The following is a 16,868-nucleotide window of genomic DNA, read 5'->3' as shown; positions in this document are numbered from 1 at the left end:
GCCAGTCAGGCAAATATCGTTATTGTTCCACATTTCCTATCTTCGTTTGGCGCTCAACCGTTAAATTCTGCGTACTTCATGCTACATTAAGCGACATCATCTTAATTACATTAGTTAGTACTGTTACATGTCTGATTCCTCTGCAACGCCGCAATCTGTTCCTTCGGCTACTTCACCGCTAAATGACTGGCTGCTTTATCTGGAAAACCTTCACACCAGTGCCATCGATCTGGGGCTGGATCGTGTGCAGGCCGTGGGTGAGCGGGCCGGATTACGTAAACCGGCACCGACTGTGATTACTGTTGCGGGCACCAATGGTAAAGGTTCGACCTGTGCCATTCTTGAAGCCATCCTGCTGCAGGCGGGATACAGCGTGGGTGTGTACAGCTCACCGCATTTGGTGCGCTATAACGAGCGGGTGCGCATTAATGGCCAGGAGCTCGATGACAGCGAACACAGCCAGGCGTTTGCGGCGGTAGAATCATACCGGCAGGACACCAGCCTGAGCCTGTTCGAATTCGGTACACTGGCCGCACTCAACCTCTTCAAAACCCATCAGGTGGACGTTGTGGTGTTGGAGGTAGGACTGGGTGGCCGTCTGGATGCGACCAATATCGTGGATCACGATGTCTCGGTGATCACCAGTCTGGCCATTGATCATGTGGACTGGCTGGGCAGCGATATCGAAGTGATTGGCTATGAGAAAGCCGGTATTTTCCGTGCCGAGAAGCCCGCTGTCTGTGGCCAGCCCAATCCGCCGGCTTCCGTGGCCGCGCATGCTGACAGTATCGGTGCTGAGTTGTATCAGGTGGGGTATCAGTATACCTACGAGCAGACAGGCGAAACCTGGAACTGGAAATGCGGTGCATTCGACATGGAACAGCTGCCTCTGCCTGCTTTACCTTTGCCGAATGCGGCCACTGCGCTGATGGCGCTCGGCGTTGCTGATCTGGAAATCAGTGATCAGCACATTGTGTCCGGTTTAGCCAAAGTGCGCCTTGCAGGCCGGATGGAAACGGTCGCGGATCATCCGCTGATTTTGCTTGATGTGGCCCATAATCCGCATTCGGCAAATTATCTGGCCCGTCAGCTTAAGGCACTGAAGAATATCCGCCCGGTGGGCAAGATTCATGGTGTGGTGGGGATGCTGCGTGATAAAGATATCCCATCAACCCTGGTTGAAATGAAGACGGTAGTGGATGCCTGGTATCCGGCCTCGCTCAAGGGGCCTCGCGCCGCGTCTGCCCAGGAAATTGCTGAGCATCTGACGTTTCAGGGCGAGCTGTATACTGCACCTGAACTCGCGTATCAGGCAGCATTAATGATGGCGCAACCTGAAGATGTTGTAATTGTCTTTGGTTCGTTTTACACAGTGGGCGAAGTGTCCAGCTACATTAAGACACAGGAGTAAGTGTGGCGAGTAAATTTCAGAGTCGCCTGGTCGGAACGATCGTACTGGTCGCAATCGGTGTGATTTTTCTGCCCGATTTTTTTGATGGCAAAAAGCAGCACTTCCAGGAGCAGTTTGCCAGTATTCCTTTGCAGCCTCAGACCGGGAATGAAGACCGTGTGACTGCCATGCCGCAACCCGTGGATGCGGAAACCGAATTACCGCCTATGCCAGTGACTGAGCAAATTGCCGGAGAACCGACATTACCTGAGTCGGTATCCGAGCCTGTTCACGTCAAGCCGCAACCTGTCGGTGAACCGCAGCCGGGCAACACGGACAGTGGCTGGGTAATACAGCTGGGAGTGTTCCGTAATTTTGAGAATGCGCACCAGCTGGTTGAGAAACTGAGAAGCAAAGGCTATCAGGCGCACGTTCTGCCAAAACAGCTGAAACCAGGTGATTTGGCCCGTGTTGTCGTCGGACCCGAGATCGACAAAGATAAACTGTCAGGGAAAGCAGACGATTTGCGTAAACTTACCGGGCTGAACGGGCAATTGCTCAGATTTAACCCACTCAACCCTTAGGTAAACGTTTGCGTTCTGATTTTTTCTGTTAGAATACGCGCCAACAACAAGAATTAAGTAGAAGATGATCTGGATTGATTATGTCATTTTAGGGGTGATTGCCTTTTCTTCACTGGTCAGTTTGATCCGTGGTTTTGTGAAGGAAGCGCTGTCGCTGGTGATTTGGTTTGCGGCATTTTTTGTCGCCAGCAATTTTTACAAAGAACTGGCGGTGTATTTCACCAATATTCAGGATGAGCTCATACGAAATGGCAGTGCTATCGCAGTATTGTTTATTGCCACACTGATTGTGGGAGCGGTTGTGAATTACGTGATCGGGCAACTGGTGCAAAAAACCGGTTTGTCCGGTACCGATAGGGTGCTGGGTATCGTATTTGGTGCCCTTCGCGGTGTGCTTATCATCGCCGCTGTGCTGTTTTTTCTGGATGCCTTTACCGGTTTTGCTGAGGCAGAATGGTGGCAGGCATCGCAGTTAATCCCGCAGTTTGGCGTGGTAATTGAGTGGTTTTTCTCTTACCTGAAAGAGAGTTCCAGTTTTCTTCCCGGCGCGTTATAGCGCCGGATTTATATTAATTGCATTGAGTAACCGTATGGGTACAACAAACTAACGTATTGTTACTCAATGCAATTATTGATGATCCATGACGAGGATTTAGGACATGTGTGGTATTGTCGGAATCGTGGGAAACACCCCGGTTAACCAGTCTATTTATGATGCACTGACCGTGCTGCAGCACCGTGGCCAGGATGCTGCCGGTATTGTTACCCTGGAAAGCAATCGTTTCCGTCTGCGCAAGGCCAATGGCCTGGTGCGTGACGTATTCGAAGCAAAACACATGCAGCGTCTGCAGGGAACTGTCGGGCTTGGGCACGTTCGCTACCCTACCGCGGGCAGCTCTAGTGCTTCAGAAGCTCAGCCTTTTTATGTGAATTCCCCTTACGGTATTTCACTGGCGCACAATGGTAACCTGACCAACGCCGCGGATATCAGAGATTCGCTCTTTGAGCAGGCTCGCCGTCATGTGAACACCTCTTCCGACTCGGAAATTCTGTTGAACGTTCTGGCCCATCAGCTGGAAGGTGCAACCAACTACCCACTGACTTCCAATGACATCTTTGCGGCAATTCGTGCTGTGCATAAAGCAGTGCGCGGTGCCTATGCCGTTGTGGCTATGGTCATCGGACATGGCCTGATGGCATTCCGCGACCCGCACGGCATTCGCCCTCTGTGCCTGGGTAAGCGCGAAGTGGAAGGGAAAGTCGAGTACATGGTTGCCTCTGAGTCGGTGGCACTGGACGCAGTGGGTTTTGATTTCATGCGTGATGTTGCTCCGGGAGAGGCTGTCTATATCACTTTTGACGGACAGCTGTTCACGGAGCAGTGTGCTGAGAATCCGGCGCTGAATCCATGTGTGTTCGAGTTCGTGTATTTTGCCCGTCCTGACTCCTTTATCGATAAGATTTCTGTGTACAGTGCTCGCCTGAATATGGGTAAGAAACTGGGTGAGAAGATCAAGCGCGAGTGGGATGACCTGGATATTGATGTGGTTATCCCGATTCCGGAAACCTCTTGCGACAGTGCGCTGGAAATTGCCCGTACGCTGGATAAACCTTACCGTCAGGGCTTCGTGAAGAACCGCTATGTCGGCCGTACCTTTATCATGCCGGGTCAGCAGCTGCGCCGTAAGTCGGTACGTCGTAAACTGAATGCGATCAGCTCAGAATTCAAGGGTAAAAGTGTCCTCCTGATTGATGATTCGATTGTACGCGGCACCACCTCTGAGCAAATCATTGAAATGGCGCGCGAAGCGGGTGCCAAAAAAGTCTATCTGGCTTCTGCGGCGCCGGAAATTCGTTTCCCTAACGTATACGGCATTGATATGCCAAGCGCGAATGAACTGATTGCTCATGGTCGTGAAGTGGACGAAATCTGCAAGATGATCGGTGCAGACGGTCTGATTTTCCAGGACTTGCAGGATCTGGTGGACGCGGTTGCAGAAGGCAACCCTGACATTAAACTGTTTGAAACCTCCGTCTTTAATGGCAACTATGTCACGGGCGATGTGAACCAGCAGTATTTAGAGTACCTGGAAACGCTGCGCAGCGAAGATGCCAAAACGCAGCGTGAAATTCAGCAGGAGCTGGCAAACCTGGAACTGTATAACGAAGGCGTGTAACGTCATTCATTGCCAGTACCAGCGCGTCTGAACACAAAAAGGCAAGCTCATTGAGCTTGCCTTTTTAATGCGTGTTTAGTGCGTGGAAGTCGGGGCAGGTTAGTGACTGAACTGTGGGCCTAATCCCATGTTCCACAGGATGACAGAGCCGGCAATGATAGAAACCAGCAGCACCAGACCACAGGTCACAATCGAGCTGGCATAGATAAAGCCTCGCTCTTCCGGAATGTGCATCAGAATAGGGACACCTGTGTAGAGCAGGTACACTGAGTAGGTGATGCCGACCAGTCCGGCCATCATCAGAAACCACAACTGAGGATACAAGGCGGCGATGCTGATCATAAACAGCGGCGTTGCTGTGTAAGCCGCCAATTCTAGCGCTTGCGTATAAGTTGGCGTTGAGCCAAAGGTATGGCTCATCCAGTAGGTCAGGTAGGCCAGTGCAAATACCCCGCCAATCAGGGCGAAGTACATAGCGACAGACATGAACAGCGCACTGGACGGTGTCAGGTAAATCGGGTCAACAGCCCCGACACGCCAGCCGATAAACACACTGGAAATGTAGGCAAAAATGGGTGGAAGTAAGGCGATCAGCATAATGTGGCTCAGGCTGCTTTGCATCCCCTCATGCTGCTCATCAATGTTGTGCCACTCTTTTTTGGGATGAGTGTAAAGCCCGAATAAATGTCCCAGAATCATAACCTATCCTCGTTATCTAGGGTGCAAATCGCACAACGTATTACAGGTTGTTGTTCAGAACACTGTCAGTGCATATCCGGGCACTTTTTGTGTTCTTTGTCATATAACATTTAGACGGGCTTCTGCCGCTTGGCAAGGATAGCAGGCTCAGGATGTGCTGAAGAAGTGACTTGCGAACTCAATAAACAGCCTCAGCTTCTCTGGCTGGTGATCTTTGTGATTATAGAGAAGATAGACATTGCGCGGGTTGGCCGACCAGTTATCCAGCACTCGTACCAGCTCACCGCTGTGAATGTATTTTTTCAGCATGGCATCTGGCATTAATGTAATTCCCAGTCCGGCCACGCAGGCTTTTCTGACCACATTCAGCTGATTGGACTCGAAGCGTCCTTTCTCATTCACCGTGATGCTTTCTCCGTCTTTGTTGCTGAGCCGCCAGCGCAGCAGGGGAGAGCCTTTGAGCAGGGAGTGCTTGGGCAGATCTTGTGCATGAGTGAGCGTTGGGTGGCGTTGCAGATAATCTGGGCTGGCAACCAGTATATCTTCCACCGCGTTAATTTTACGGGCAATCAGTGCCGAATCACGCTGCGGACCGACACGGAAAATCACATCCCAGTCGGTTGGGTCCAGCTGCTCGGGTTCGTTGCTCAGAAACAGCTCAATGCTGATTGCCGGCTGTTCAAGCATGAAGGCGTTGAGCATAGGTTGCAGCATGACTTTGCTCAGATTGGTCGGGGCCGCTATTTTGAGTCGTCCACTCGCCCCTCTGGACTCTTCCCGAATATTTTCTGCGGTATCCAGTAACTGTTGAAGCAAGGGGGTACACAGCTGGTAATACTGCTGGCCAGCTTCAGTCAGCGACAGCTTGCGTGCATGGCGGTTTAACAGGCGAAGATTCAGGCTGTCTTCCAGCGCCTGTATACGGCGGGTCAGTGTGGCAACAGGCACCTGATGCTTGCGAGAAGCGGCGGTATAGCTGCCTTCCTCAACCACAATGCGAAACAAATTTAAATCATCAAGCTTCATAGGCGTGTCGTGATCGGATATGAGAAAGTGGGAATTGTATAACAAAACACGCAATGTGAAGAGGTTAACATTGAGTGTTATTAAAATAGGAACTTCAGGGACGAAAACGAGTTTCGCAATGGGCAAGATTTTGAACTGGCTTACAGAATATTAAAACTAACGTTCATGAACAGGCAGACGCCCTGACGTAGCGAGGTTTTACGCCTATCCTAAATGAGAACATTCATCGCGACTACCCAGCTTCGCACAGATTCGATTAGAAGGATGTGCCTGTTCAGCAGAATATTATTCTGTGCTCTTGGCCCCTTGTTTCATGGAGGGCACAATCGTTGTTAGAAGGTAAAGATATCCTCATTGTGGAGGACGATCCGGTGTTTCGCCGGATGATCACAGGCTTTTTGCTATCGCAAGGATGCGAGGTCAGGGAAGCTGAAGACGGTTTGCAGGGACTGCGGGCCCTGCGCGACGGTATCCCTGATGTGCTTTTGTGCGATCTGGCCATGCCTGTATTAACAGGCATGGAGTTTGTTGAAGAGGTTTCACTGCATTACCCCATGATTCCTGTCATTGTCATTTCCGGTACTGGTGAAATGGCCGATGTCGCAGCCGCGCTCAGGCATGGCGTCAAAGATTTTCTGGTCAAACCGCTGGATAACATCATGGTGTTGAAAGCCGCACTGATGTCGGTACTCAAAGCCCAGGAAAACACAACCGAATACACAGACTTTTCCAGCCAGCTATTGCAGCATGACTCGGCGGTAGATGAAGAACTGCAGTGGCATATCAATGAGCTGGAATCCCACCCGGAGATTGCACGCGAGCTGCTGGTGGGGCTGATGCCGGACACCTTATCCCGTCAGGGAGACTGGCAGATGAGCTATTGTGTTTTGCAGTCTGCCGATGTGCAACCTGTGTTGCTCGACTACACTTGGTTGATGGACGGTCGTCTGGCTTTCTATCTGCTTGATGCCGAGTCAGGAGGCCGGCAGGGGGCGGCCACTGTGCTGCTGATACGGGCATTGTTCAATGACTATCTGCGCAAACGTATGGCAAGCGAAAATGACATTTCCAGTATGCTGCAAACCATTGAAAACGGGATGAAGCAGTCGGGGTACGCGGTGCCTATCAAGGGGTTGTTTGGTATTTTTGATGCGTGTGACAGAAGCCTGGTGGTGGTATCAACCGGTTCGGAAGCGATGCTGAGAACCAGTGATGGAGAAATGATAATCCCGGCTGGCGCCAGTCTGGGAGACGGAGCACGAAAAAACCTGACCTCATCCTATGTTTTGCCGCATTCAGGTGCGCGTTTGTCTTTGAGCAAAATTGGCGCCGCCAATTTCAGTATTACGATTCAGCGACTGGACGCTATGAAAGAACACGAAATCCATCCGGCAGTGAAAGCAAAAACGAAAGTTTAGCGGGTAATCAATAAATCATCAGCTGCAGGAGTAAACGGGAAAACGTTGGAAAAGTAAACGCTTAGCGTCAATGTACAGGGAAACTATTGAGGTTTATACCTCCCACCATATAATCACTTTCAGACAGACATTTTCCGGGCAGAGACGATATGAAAGATTGGTACCTACTTTATTGCAAGCGAAGCGAGCAGGAGCGGGCCGTGGTTAATCTGGATCGTCAGGGCGTGGAGTGCTATTACCCTCAGGTACTCGTCGAGAAAGTGGTGCGCGGCAAACGTGTCACTGTGAATGAACCACTGTTTCCTAATTATATGTTTGTCCGTTTTGATCCTGAATATGTCAGCTATACCACAGTCCGTTCGACGCGCGGTGTGGCTGACTTTATCCGTCAGGGGGCATACCCGCAAAAAGTTCAGCCAGAATTGCTGCTTGAGTTAATGACGAATGAAAATTGCGAAGAACACAGAAGTCTGTTGTCTAACCTGCCCAAACCCGGCGAGTACCTCGAGCTCAAACAAGGCCAGTTCAAGGGTCTTGAAGCCATCTATCAGGAACCTGACGGTGAAAAACGCTCATTCATGCTGATAAACCTGCTCGGTAAACCGGTGAAAATCAGTATCGATAACGCCGATATCGTCCGCCGTGGATAACCTGACCACGGCTTCACCACTCCGTCATGTCTGTCCTGTGCAACTTGTCTTTTTTGCCGTCGATGACACCAGCTCACGCTTATGGCTCAGATCGCTCGCTGCATAAAGGCAAGTTTGTTATATTGCGGCTGACAATGCCAACGTACATGGAAAAAACAATGCAAAAGTCTTCCCCAGTTCGTAAAGCGGTCATTCCGGTCGCCGGTTTAGGGACCAGGATGTTACCCGCCACCAAGGCCATCCCGAAAGAGATGTTGCCTATTGTGGATAAACCTCTGATTCAATATGTTGTGAATGAATGTGTTGCGGCCGGTATTAAAGAAATCGTGCTGGTGACCCATTCGTCTAAAAACTCCATTGAAAACCATTTTGATACGTCTTTTGAGCTGGAAGCCACGCTTGAAAAACGGGTTAAGCGGCAGTTGCTGGACGAAGTCCAGAATATCTGTCCAAGTGATGTGACTATCATGCATGTGCGTCAGGGCCAGGCAAAAGGCCTGGGCCATGCGGTACTGTGTGCCCGTCCGCTGGTCGGCAACGAGCCGTTTGCCGTCGTCCTGCCGGATGTGATTCTGGATGATGCCGCCAGCGATCTGCGCAGCGAGAACATGGCCGCTATGGTCAGGCTGTTCAATGAATCAGGTATCAGCCAGGTCATGGTAGAGCCGGTGCCAATGTCGGATGTGTCTAACTATGGTGTCGCTGATGTGAATGGCGAGCAAATTGCGCCAGGCGATTCAGCCGCTATGGCCAAGGTTGTTGAGAAACCTGCGGTTGACCAGGCGCCGTCTAACCTGGCGATTGTGGGACGTTATATCCTGCCTGCCGAAATCTGGGAAATTCTTGCCAAGACTCCGATTGGTGCAGGTGATGAAATTCAGCTGACAGACGCCATTGATATGCTGATGGAAAAGCAGCAGGTTAATGCGTTCCACATGACAGGTAAGAGTCATGATTGCGGCAGTAAGCTGGGTTATATGCAGGCATTCGTTGAATACGGCTTGCGCCACCCTGTACTTGGGGAAGATTTTGCGGCTTATCTGAAAACGCTGCAAAAATAACCCAACCTGGTAACACGGGTTATCAATGCAGGTCAGCAAGATGAATAAAAAAAGCGAGGTTGATGACCTCGCTTTTTTGGTGTCCGGAGTAGCGGAATACCTGTCAGCTTTCGTGGAATTGTTCGCAGGCCAGCAGGGTATTTTCGATCAGTGTGGCAACTGTCATCGGCCCAACACCACCAGGGACAGGAGTAATGTGTTTGGCCTTTTGGCGCGCCACATCGTATTCCACATCACCCACCAGGGTGCCATTGTCCAGGCGATTGATACCGACATCGATAATAGTCGCGCCTTCTTTAATCCAGCTGCCCGGAATAAAGTTAGGCTTTCCTACCGCAACAACCAGGATATCGGCCTGACGAACATGGCTTTCCAGATCCTGGGTGAATCGGTGGCACGTTGTGGTCGTAGCGCCGGCAAGCAGCAGTTCAAGGGTCATAGGACGGCCAACGATATTAGAAGCCCCCACAATAACCGCATGTTTGCCACGTGCCTGGATGTTATAACGCTCCAGCAGAGTGATAATCCCCTTTGGTGTGCATGAACGCAGCTTAGGGATGCGCTGACACAGACGGCCGACGTTATAAGGATGGAAGCCGTCGACATCTTTCTCGGGATTAATATGTTCAAGCACTTTGGTCGAATCAATGCCTGCAGGCAGAGGCAGCTGTACCAGTATCCCGTCTATGGACTGATCTGCATTCAGTTCATCAATCAGCGCCAGCAGTTCGACTTCTGCAGTATCCGCAGGAAGGTCGAATGAGCGAGAGATAAAGCCCACTTCTTCACAGGCTTTGCGCTTGCTGCCGACATAAATCTGTGAGGCAGGATCCTGACCTACCAGAATGACGGCTAACCCAGGTGCACGTAACCCCGCGTCAGTGCGAGCCTTAACACGTGCAGCAACTTCTTGTCTGACAGTTTGTGAGATAAGTTTTCCATCAATGATTTGAGCGGCCATGATTTTCCTTCGTACAGAAATGAACTGAGCAGACTTATTGTCGCAGAGATAAAGGGGGAAATCTATAGCGCAAACGTTTGCTTTTTGCGAGATTCAGATAAAACCCTTGCGTGAATCAAGCGATGAACGCTGGCTAAAATGCTGCAATCTAAAGACTTTCAAAAATAAGCGCCTGGCACCCCAGAGAAAGGATGCGCCTCGCTGAGGCAACAAAGGGGGATGTTTGCCGTAAGTTTAACCGCTTGGTGCATTTGGCGAGGTATTTTAACGTTTTATCGTTGACCTTGATCTCAAGCGACGTATAATTCACCCCCGTTAGTTAACACATCTGATTGTTAACTCTCAAACAATGCGCCCTTAGCTCAGTTGGATAGAGCACGTGCCTTCTAAGCATGTGGTCGCAGGTTCGAATCCTGCAGGGCGCGCCACTTTTCTCCCTTGTACTCCTCTTTTTTACCCGCTTAGTCATTTTTCATCTTAGGTTGCAGTGCGCGAAGCAGCGTGTCGCATTGATTAAAATTCCTGCACTGAATCGACATTTGAACAAAAAATCGAGGCTAAACTGCAATTTTTTCGTGTTTTCTCTTGAAAATGCGAATTCAGCCCCTATCTTGTCCGAAGGTTTACACTTGGTGTGACACCAGATGCCTCGACGAAAGAGGGCTGGGTCGTTATAATACCGCGCTTTAATTTTTGTTTCAGTGGCATTGGCTAGTGATACAAAAATTGACCGAATTCAGGCGTTATGGTGTTCAAGCCGTAACACGAAAGGATGCCAGCGTCAGCAGAGATCTGACGGGCAAGATAACTCAGTCAACCTGAGTCAGTTTTGAGGTTTATGAAAATGCAAGTTACCGTTGAAACCACTGAAGGCCTAGAACGCCAAATTACGATTACTGTACCTGCTGCAAACATCGAAGATGCAGTGACTGCTCAACTGCGGAAAATTGCCAAAACCCGTCGTTTTGACGGTTTCCGTCCTGGTAAAGCACCAATCAAAATGGTTGCACGTATGTTCGGCGCATCTGTACGCCAGGACGTGCTGGGTGAAGTGATGCAGCGTCACTACATTGAAGCGATCGTGAAAGAGAAAATTAACCCAGCCGGCGCGCCAACGTTCACGCCAGTCGACATGGCTGAAGGTAAAGATCTGGTTTTCAAAGCAACTTTTGAAGTGTTCCCTGAGATTGAACTGACGGGTCTGGACAAGATTGCTATCGAGAAGCCAGCGGCTGAAGTGAAAGAAGAAGACGTTGCTCAGATGCTGGAAACGCTGCGCAAGCAGCAAGCTAACTGGGCAGAAGTCGATGCCGCTGCTGATGCAAACAGCCGTGTTACGATTGATTTCACTGGTTCTATTGACGGTGAAGAGTTCGACGGCGGTAAAGCAGAAGCTTTCCCTCTGGCAATGGGCCAGGGCCGCATGATTCCGGGCTTCGAAGAAGGCATCGTTGGTAAGAAAGCGGGTGAAGAGTTCAATATTGAAGTCACTTTCCCTGAAGATTACCACGCCGAGAACCTGAAAGGTAAAGCGGCTGTATTCGCGATTAAACTGCACAAAGTCGAAGCTCAGGAGCTGCCAGAGCTGAATGAAGAATTTGTGAAGAAGTTTGGTGTTGAAGACGGTTCTGTTGACGGTCTGAAAGCTGAAGTGCGCAAGAACATGGAGCGCGAACTGAAGCAAGCGGTTAAAGGTCGTATCAAGGATCAGGTTCTGAATGGTCTGATTGAGCAAAACGACATTGCTGTTCCTTCTGCCCTGATTGACCAGGAAGTGAACGCTCTGCGTCAGCAGGCTGTTCAGCGTTTTGGCGGTAATGCGGATAATGCACCAGAGCTGCCACGTGAGCTGTTCGAAGAGCAGGCTAAGCGTCGTGTCGTGGTTGGTCTGCTGCTGGGTGAAGTGATCAAGGCTGAAGAACTGAAAGCGGATGACGAGCGAGTTAAGGCGCTGATCACTGAAATGGCATCTGCTTATGAAGATCCAACAGAAGTTGTTGCATACTACGAAAAGAATGAGCAACTGATGAACAACATGCGTAATGTTGCTCTGGAAGAACAAGCGATCGATGCTCTACTGGCTAAAGCACAGGTTTCAGAAAAACAAGTAAGCTTCAATGAGCTGATGAATCAGCAACCAGCAGCTTAATTGACTGAAATGACTGTAAAGATTTGACTTCATTTCAAATCTTCTGCTAACAATGGTCCGTATGAGTCAATCATTCGGGCCATTAATTTTTTGGGGAAATAAGGTTATGAGCTACCAAGATAATAACGCCATGTCGCCAATTATGAATGCGCTGGTTCCTATGGTGGTCGAGCAGACCTCTCGTGGCGAGCGTTCCTACGACATCTATTCCCGACTATTGAAGGAGCGTGTGATCTTTCTGACCGGTCAGGTTGAAGATCAGATGGCCAACCTGGTTGTGGCACAGCTGTTGTTCCTGGAGTCAGAGAACCCTGACAAAGATATTTTCCTGTATATTAACTCTCCTGGTGGCTCAGTCACTGCAGGGATGTCCATCTATGACACGATGCAGCACATCAAACCGGATGTGAGTACCTTCTGTATGGGACAAGCATGCTCAATGGGTGCATTCCTGCTGGCAGGTGGAGCGAAAGGGAAACGTTTTTGTCTGCCTAATTCCCGTGTCATGATTCATCAACCATTAGGCGGTTTCCAGGGACAGGCTTCTGATATTCAGATTCATGCTCAGGAAATTCTGACAATTAAGAAGCGATTGAACAATCTGCTGGCTGAGCATACTGGCCAACCATTGGAAATCGTTGAAAAAGATACAGACCGTGACAACTTCATGTCTGCTGAGCAGGCTGCGGAGTATGGACTGGTCGATGCCGTTTTGAATAAGCGTGACTAACCTGTCATTATGGTGCACAGTGCTCTGAAGGCGCAAGGTGACAGCAAAGTGACGAGAGATGTTATACACTCAAAACAAGGCAAGGATGGGTGAAACCCAATATGAGGTTAGCGAATGACAGATAAGCGAAAAGAGAGTGGTAGTGGAAAACTGCTGTACTGCTCTTTCTGCGGTAAAAGTCAGCATGAAGTTCGCAAGCTGATTGCTGGCCCTTCTGTGTATATTTGCGATGAGTGCGTCGATCTGTGTAACGACATCATTCGCGAAGAAATCAAAGAAGTTATGCCAAAGCGCGATGGTAATGAACTGCCAACGCCAAGGGAGATCCGCACGCACTTAGATGATTATGTCATCGGCCAGGATCACGCGAAGAAAGTACTGGCTGTAGCTGTCTACAACCATTACAAGCGTTTGCGTAATGGCGACACCACTAGTGATGGTGTCGAGTTGGGTAAAAGTAACATCCTGCTGATAGGTCCGACAGGTAGTGGTAAAACACTGCTTGCAGAAACGCTGGCGCGTATGCTGGATGTACCTTTCACGATGGCGGATGCAACGACCCTGACCGAAGCCGGTTATGTCGGTGAAGATGTAGAAAACATCATCCAGAAGTTGCTGCAGAAATGCGATTACGATGTCGCCAAAGCTGAGCGCGGAATTGTTTATATTGATGAGATTGACAAGATTTCCCGTAAATCTGACAACCCATCGATTACCCGTGACGTGTCTGGCGAAGGTGTGCAGCAGGCGCTGCTGAAATTGATCGAGGGTACGGTTGCCTCTGTGCCTCCACAGGGCGGTCGTAAACATCCTCAGCAGGAGTTCCTGCAGGTTGATACATCGAAAATACTCTTTATTTGTGGTGGTGCGTTTGCAGGCCTGGATAAAGTGGTAGAGCAGCGTGTGGCAACCAGTTCAGGTATTGGCTTTGGTGCGGAAGTCCGCTCTAAAGACCAGCGCAACACACTCAGTGATTTATTCGAAAAAGTCGAACCGGAAGATCTGGTGAAATACGGCTTGATCCCTGAGTTTATCGGTCGTCTGCCAGTCACTGCGATTTTGAGTGAGCTGGATGAATCTGCGCTGGTGCAGATTCTGCGTGAACCGAAAAATGCGCTGACAAAACAGTATGCGGCTTTACTGGAGCTGGAAAACGTTGAACTGGAATTTCGTGACGATGCGCTGCAGGCAATTGCCCGCAAAGCCATGGAACGTAAAACCGGTGCACGTGGCCTTCGCTCTATCGTAGAGGCGGTGCTGCTGGATACTATGTATGAGCTACCTTCTGCCGAAGGCGTGAGTAAAGTCGTGATTGATGAATCAGTCATTAAAGGGGAATCTGAACCTTTGCTGATTTATGAAAACACTGAAAATCAAGCTGCAGGCGGCGAGTAAGTGGTTGCAAAACGTACGGTTTGAGTAAATAAAGGAGGCTTTGGCCTCCTTTTTGATTTTCTGGCAAATCGACCGTTGAATCTTGTCAGTCTGCCCCCATATACTCACTAAAAGAGACTGAACGGAAAGAGAGAACAATATGAACCTGGAGCGTTCGGAACGCCTTGCCATTCCCGTTCTGCCACTGCGTGACGTGGTGGTCTACCCTCATATGGTTATTCCATTGTTTGTAGGCCGGGATAAATCCATTCGTTGCCTTGAAACCGCAATGGATAACGATAAACAAATTTTGTTGGTTGCCCAAAAAGAAGCGGCAACTGACGAACCAACCGTTGACGATCTCTATGATGTCGGCACAGTGGCGACCATACTGCAGCTCCTGAAATTGCCTGATGGCACAGTGAAGGTGTTGGTAGAGGGTCAGCAGCGTGCAAACGTTAAGAAGTTGACTGACGACGAATTTTTCAGTGCGGAAGCGGAATTTCTGGTCACGCCGGAAATGGACGAACGCGAGCAGGAAGTGCTGGTTCGCACTGCGATCAATCAGTTTGAAGGCTTTATCAAGCTGAACAAAAAGATCCCGCCTGAAGTGTTAACCTCACTGAATGGTATTGATGAGGCCGCACGCCTTGCTGATACCATTGCTGCGCACATGCCACTGAAACTGGCAGATAAGCAGAAAGTGCTCGAAATCGTGGATATCACGGAACGTCTTGAGTTCCTGATGGCCATGATGGAATCTGAAATTGATCTGCTGCAGGTTGAGAAACGTATCCGTGGCCGCGTCAAGAAACAGATGGAAAAGAGCCAGCGCGAGTACTATCTGAATGAGCAGATGAAAGCTATCCAAAAAGAACTGGGTGAGCTGGACGATGCGCCGGATGAATTCGAATCGTTGAAGAAAAAAATCGACGAGTCGAAGATGCCAGCAGAAGCGCGCGAAAAAACTGAGCAGGAATTACAAAAGCTGAAAATGATGTCGCCGATGTCTGCTGAAGCGACTGTGGTTCGTGGTTATATTGACTGGATGCTGAGTGTGCCCTGGCACAAGCGTACCAAGGTCAAGAAAGATCTGGCGAAAGCGGAAGAGATCCTCAACGCCGATCACTATGGTCTGGAACGCGTCAAAGACCGTATTCTTGAGTACTTAGCCGTCCAGAGCCGTATCAATAAGCTGAAAGGCCCGATCCTGTGTCTGGTTGGCCCTCCTGGTGTCGGTAAAACGTCTCTGGGGCAGTCGATTGCTGCTGCCACTGGCCGTAAATACGTGCGTATGGCGCTGGGCGGGGTGCGTGATGAAGCGGAAATCCGTGGTCACCGCCGGACTTACATTGGCTCAATGCCAGGTAAGCTGATCCAGAAAATGGCCAAAGTTGGCGTGAAAAACCCACTGTTCCTGCTCGATGAGATCGACAAGATGTCTTCCGACATGCGTGGCGATCCTGCATCAGCATTGCTGGAAGTCCTGGATCCGGAACAGAACAATGCGTTTAACGACCATTATCTGGAAGTGGATTACGATTTGTCCGACGTGATGTTCGTGGCGACATCGAACTCGATGAATATTCCTGGCCCGTTACTGGACCGTATGGAAGTGATTCGTCTGTCTGGTTATACCGAGGACGAAAAACTCAACATCGCCAAACGCCACTTGCTGGAAAAACAGATTCAACGTAACGGCCTGAAAAAAGGCGAAGTGGAGATAGAAGATTCTGCCATCATCGGCATTATCCGCTACTACACTCGTGAAGCTGGCGTGCGTAATCTTGAGCGTGAAATTTCCAAGCTGTGCCGTAAAGCGGTGAAAGAGATCCTGCTGAATCCGGAAGTGAAGAAGGTCACCATTAATCAGGCGAACCTGAAGCAGTATCTGGGTGTGCAGCGCTTTGACTACGGAAAAGCAGAAGAAAGCAACCGTATTGGACAAGTCACCGGGCTGGCGTGGACCGAAGTGGGCGGCGATTTGCTGACCATTGAAACCGAGTCTATGCCGGGCAAAGGCAAGCTGTCTTACACCGGGTCTCTCGGCGATGTGATGCAGGAGTCTATCCAGGCAGCAATGACTGTGGTGCGTACTCGTGCAGAGAAACTGGGTATTAATAACGACTTCTATGAGAAGCGTGATATCCATGTTCATGTTCCTGAAGGGGCAACCCCGAAAGATGGCCCAAGTGCGGGTATTGCCATGTGTACGGCACTGGTGTCGAGCCTGACAGGTAACCCTGTGCGCAGCGATGTCGCGATGACAGGTGAGATCACCCTGCGTGGTGAAGTTCTGCCTATCGGAGGTTTGAAAGAAAAACTGCTGGCAGCACACCGTGGCGGCATTAAAACCGTGCTGATTCCGAAAGAGAATGAACGTGATCTGGAAGAGATCCCGGATAACGTTATTGCTGATTTGGAAGTTCGCCCGGTTCGCTGGATTGATGATGTGCTACGTATCGCCCTGGAAAATAATCCGACAGGGATCGAGCTGGTAAACGCTCAAAACAGTGATATGCAGCAAAATTAACAGATGTAAGGGGCTGACTGCGGTGGAAATCGCTTGTCAGCCTTTTTCTGTCTGGCTATAAGTGGGGTCTAATTTGCTGTAAGCTCAATAATAACAAGGCTTACAGCCTGTTCAGT

14 protein-coding genes and 1 tRNA gene are annotated in these 16,868 nt (G+C 49.9%); 12 read left to right on the top strand and 3 right to left on the bottom strand.

All coding sequences use genetic code 11. The annotated features are described in order from the left end of the window. Positions 1-127: 127 nt before the first annotated feature. The 4 genes from folC (at position 128) to purF (ending at position 4,151) form a co-directional block, all read left to right on the top strand. Positions 128-1,411, top strand: a complete 1,284-nt coding sequence (gene folC, locus P4S53_RS19915) for a bifunctional tetrahydrofolate synthase/dihydrofolate synthase (protein ID WP_337114053.1) — start codon at positions 128-130, stop codon at positions 1,409-1,411. Positions 1,412-1,413: 2 nt separating this feature from the next. Continuing rightward, on the top strand, positions 1,414-1,974 hold the full coding sequence (locus P4S53_RS19910) for an SPOR domain-containing protein (protein ID WP_337114052.1): 561 nt from the start codon (positions 1,414-1,416) through the stop codon (positions 1,972-1,974). Positions 1,975-2,038: 64 nt separating this feature from the next. Further along, entirely contained in the window at positions 2,039-2,530 is a 492-nt protein-coding gene (cvpA, locus tag P4S53_RS19905; protein ID WP_337114051.1) for a colicin V production protein, read from the top strand. A gap of 103 nt (positions 2,531-2,633) precedes the next feature. Beyond that, positions 2,634-4,151, top strand: a complete 1,518-nt coding sequence (purF, locus tag P4S53_RS19900; RefSeq protein ID WP_337114050.1) for an amidophosphoribosyltransferase — start codon at positions 2,634-2,636, stop codon at positions 4,149-4,151. A 99-nt stretch (positions 4,152-4,250) separates the two neighbouring features. On the opposite strand, the gene P4S53_RS19895 is transcribed toward purF, so the two are convergent. Further along, positions 4,251-4,850, bottom strand: a complete 600-nt coding sequence (locus P4S53_RS19895) for a Yip1 family protein (protein ID WP_161444961.1) — start codon at positions 4,848-4,850, stop codon at positions 4,251-4,253. Between the two features lie 147 nt (positions 4,851-4,997). Beyond that, entirely contained in the window at positions 4,998-5,876 is an 879-nt protein-coding gene (locus P4S53_RS19890; protein ID WP_337114049.1) for a LysR family transcriptional regulator, read from the bottom strand. 329 nt (positions 5,877-6,205) lie between these two features. On the opposite strand from P4S53_RS19890, the gene P4S53_RS19885 reads away from it, so the two are divergent. The 3 genes from P4S53_RS19885 to galU all read left to right on the top strand — a co-directional run bounded on the left by P4S53_RS19885 (position 6,206) and on the right by galU (position 9,005). Then, positions 6,206-7,294, top strand: coding sequence for a response regulator (locus P4S53_RS19885; protein ID WP_337114048.1), 1,089 nt, complete (start codon positions 6,206-6,208; stop codon positions 7,292-7,294). A gap of 149 nt (positions 7,295-7,443) precedes the next feature. Then, complete coding sequence (gene rfaH, locus P4S53_RS19880; RefSeq protein ID WP_337114047.1) at positions 7,444-7,944, top strand: transcription/translation regulatory transformer protein RfaH; 501 nt, start codon at positions 7,444-7,446, stop codon at positions 7,942-7,944. 158 nt (positions 7,945-8,102) lie between these two features. Beyond that, positions 8,103-9,005 (top strand): UTP--glucose-1-phosphate uridylyltransferase GalU, encoded by a 903-nt coding sequence (gene galU, locus P4S53_RS19875; protein WP_337114046.1) that lies wholly within the window; start codon positions 8,103-8,105, stop codon positions 9,003-9,005. Positions 9,006-9,108: 103 nt separating this feature from the next. Here the strand turns inward: galU and folD are convergent, their stop codons facing one another. Then, complete coding sequence (gene folD / locus P4S53_RS19870; RefSeq protein WP_192015100.1) at positions 9,109-9,966, bottom strand: bifunctional methylenetetrahydrofolate dehydrogenase/methenyltetrahydrofolate cyclohydrolase FolD; 858 nt, start codon at positions 9,964-9,966, stop codon at positions 9,109-9,111. Between the two features lie 351 nt (positions 9,967-10,317). Here folD and P4S53_RS19865 point away from each other — a divergent pair. The 5 genes from P4S53_RS19865 (at position 10,318) to lon (ending at position 16,752) form a co-directional block, all read left to right on the top strand. After that, positions 10,318-10,394 (top strand) — tRNA-Arg (locus P4S53_RS19865). Positions 10,395-10,810: 416 nt separating this feature from the next. Then, positions 10,811-12,115: a trigger factor gene (gene tig / locus P4S53_RS19860; protein ID WP_337114045.1), complete on the top strand. Its 1,305-nt coding sequence runs from the start codon at positions 10,811-10,813 to the stop codon at positions 12,113-12,115. Positions 12,116-12,221: 106 nt separating this feature from the next. Continuing rightward, positions 12,222-12,845, top strand: a complete 624-nt coding sequence (gene clpP / locus P4S53_RS19855) for an ATP-dependent Clp endopeptidase proteolytic subunit ClpP (RefSeq protein ID WP_027252853.1) — start codon at positions 12,222-12,224, stop codon at positions 12,843-12,845. 114 nt (positions 12,846-12,959) lie between these two features. Then, positions 12,960-14,240, top strand: coding sequence for an ATP-dependent protease ATP-binding subunit ClpX (gene clpX / locus P4S53_RS19850; protein ID WP_027252852.1), 1,281 nt, complete (start codon positions 12,960-12,962; stop codon positions 14,238-14,240). A 139-nt stretch (positions 14,241-14,379) separates the two neighbouring features. Beyond that, entirely contained in the window at positions 14,380-16,752 is a 2,373-nt protein-coding gene (lon, locus tag P4S53_RS19845) for an endopeptidase La (RefSeq protein WP_337114044.1), read from the top strand. Positions 16,753-16,868: the final 116 nt, after the last annotated feature.

It is taken from the genome of Photobacterium sp. Hal280 (genome assembly GCF_037162255.1).
Lineage (GTDB): Bacteria > Pseudomonadota > Gammaproteobacteria > Enterobacterales > Vibrionaceae > Photobacterium.
This window is presented reverse-complemented; position numbering and strand designations above follow the sequence as displayed.

Coding starts and splice junctions, on each gene's coding strand:
- folC (WP_337114053.1), top strand. CDS start 128: ATGTCTGATTCCTCTGCAACGCCGCAATCTGTTCCTTCGGCTACTTCA.
- tig (WP_337114045.1), top strand. CDS start 10,811: ATGCAAGTTACCGTTGAAACCACTGAAGGCCTAGAACGCCAAATTACG.
- lon (WP_337114044.1), top strand. CDS start 14,380: ATGAACCTGGAGCGTTCGGAACGCCTTGCCATTCCCGTTCTGCCACTG.
- purF (WP_337114050.1), top strand. CDS start 2,634: ATGTGTGGTATTGTCGGAATCGTGGGAAACACCCCGGTTAACCAGTCT.
- P4S53_RS19890 (WP_337114049.1), bottom strand. CDS start 5,876: ATGAAGCTTGATGATTTAAATTTGTTTCGCATTGTGGTTGAGGAAGGC.
- clpP (WP_027252853.1), top strand. CDS start 12,222: ATGAGCTACCAAGATAATAACGCCATGTCGCCAATTATGAATGCGCTG.
- rfaH (WP_337114047.1), top strand. CDS start 7,444: ATGAAAGATTGGTACCTACTTTATTGCAAGCGAAGCGAGCAGGAGCGG.
- clpX (WP_027252852.1), top strand. CDS start 12,960: ATGACAGATAAGCGAAAAGAGAGTGGTAGTGGAAAACTGCTGTACTGC.
- folD (WP_192015100.1), bottom strand. CDS start 9,966: ATGGCCGCTCAAATCATTGATGGAAAACTTATCTCACAAACTGTCAGA.
- galU (WP_337114046.1), top strand. CDS start 8,103: ATGCAAAAGTCTTCCCCAGTTCGTAAAGCGGTCATTCCGGTCGCCGGT.
- cvpA (WP_337114051.1), top strand. CDS start 2,039: ATGATCTGGATTGATTATGTCATTTTAGGGGTGATTGCCTTTTCTTCA.
- P4S53_RS19895 (WP_161444961.1), bottom strand. CDS start 4,850: ATGATTCTGGGACATTTATTCGGGCTTTACACTCATCCCAAAAAAGAG.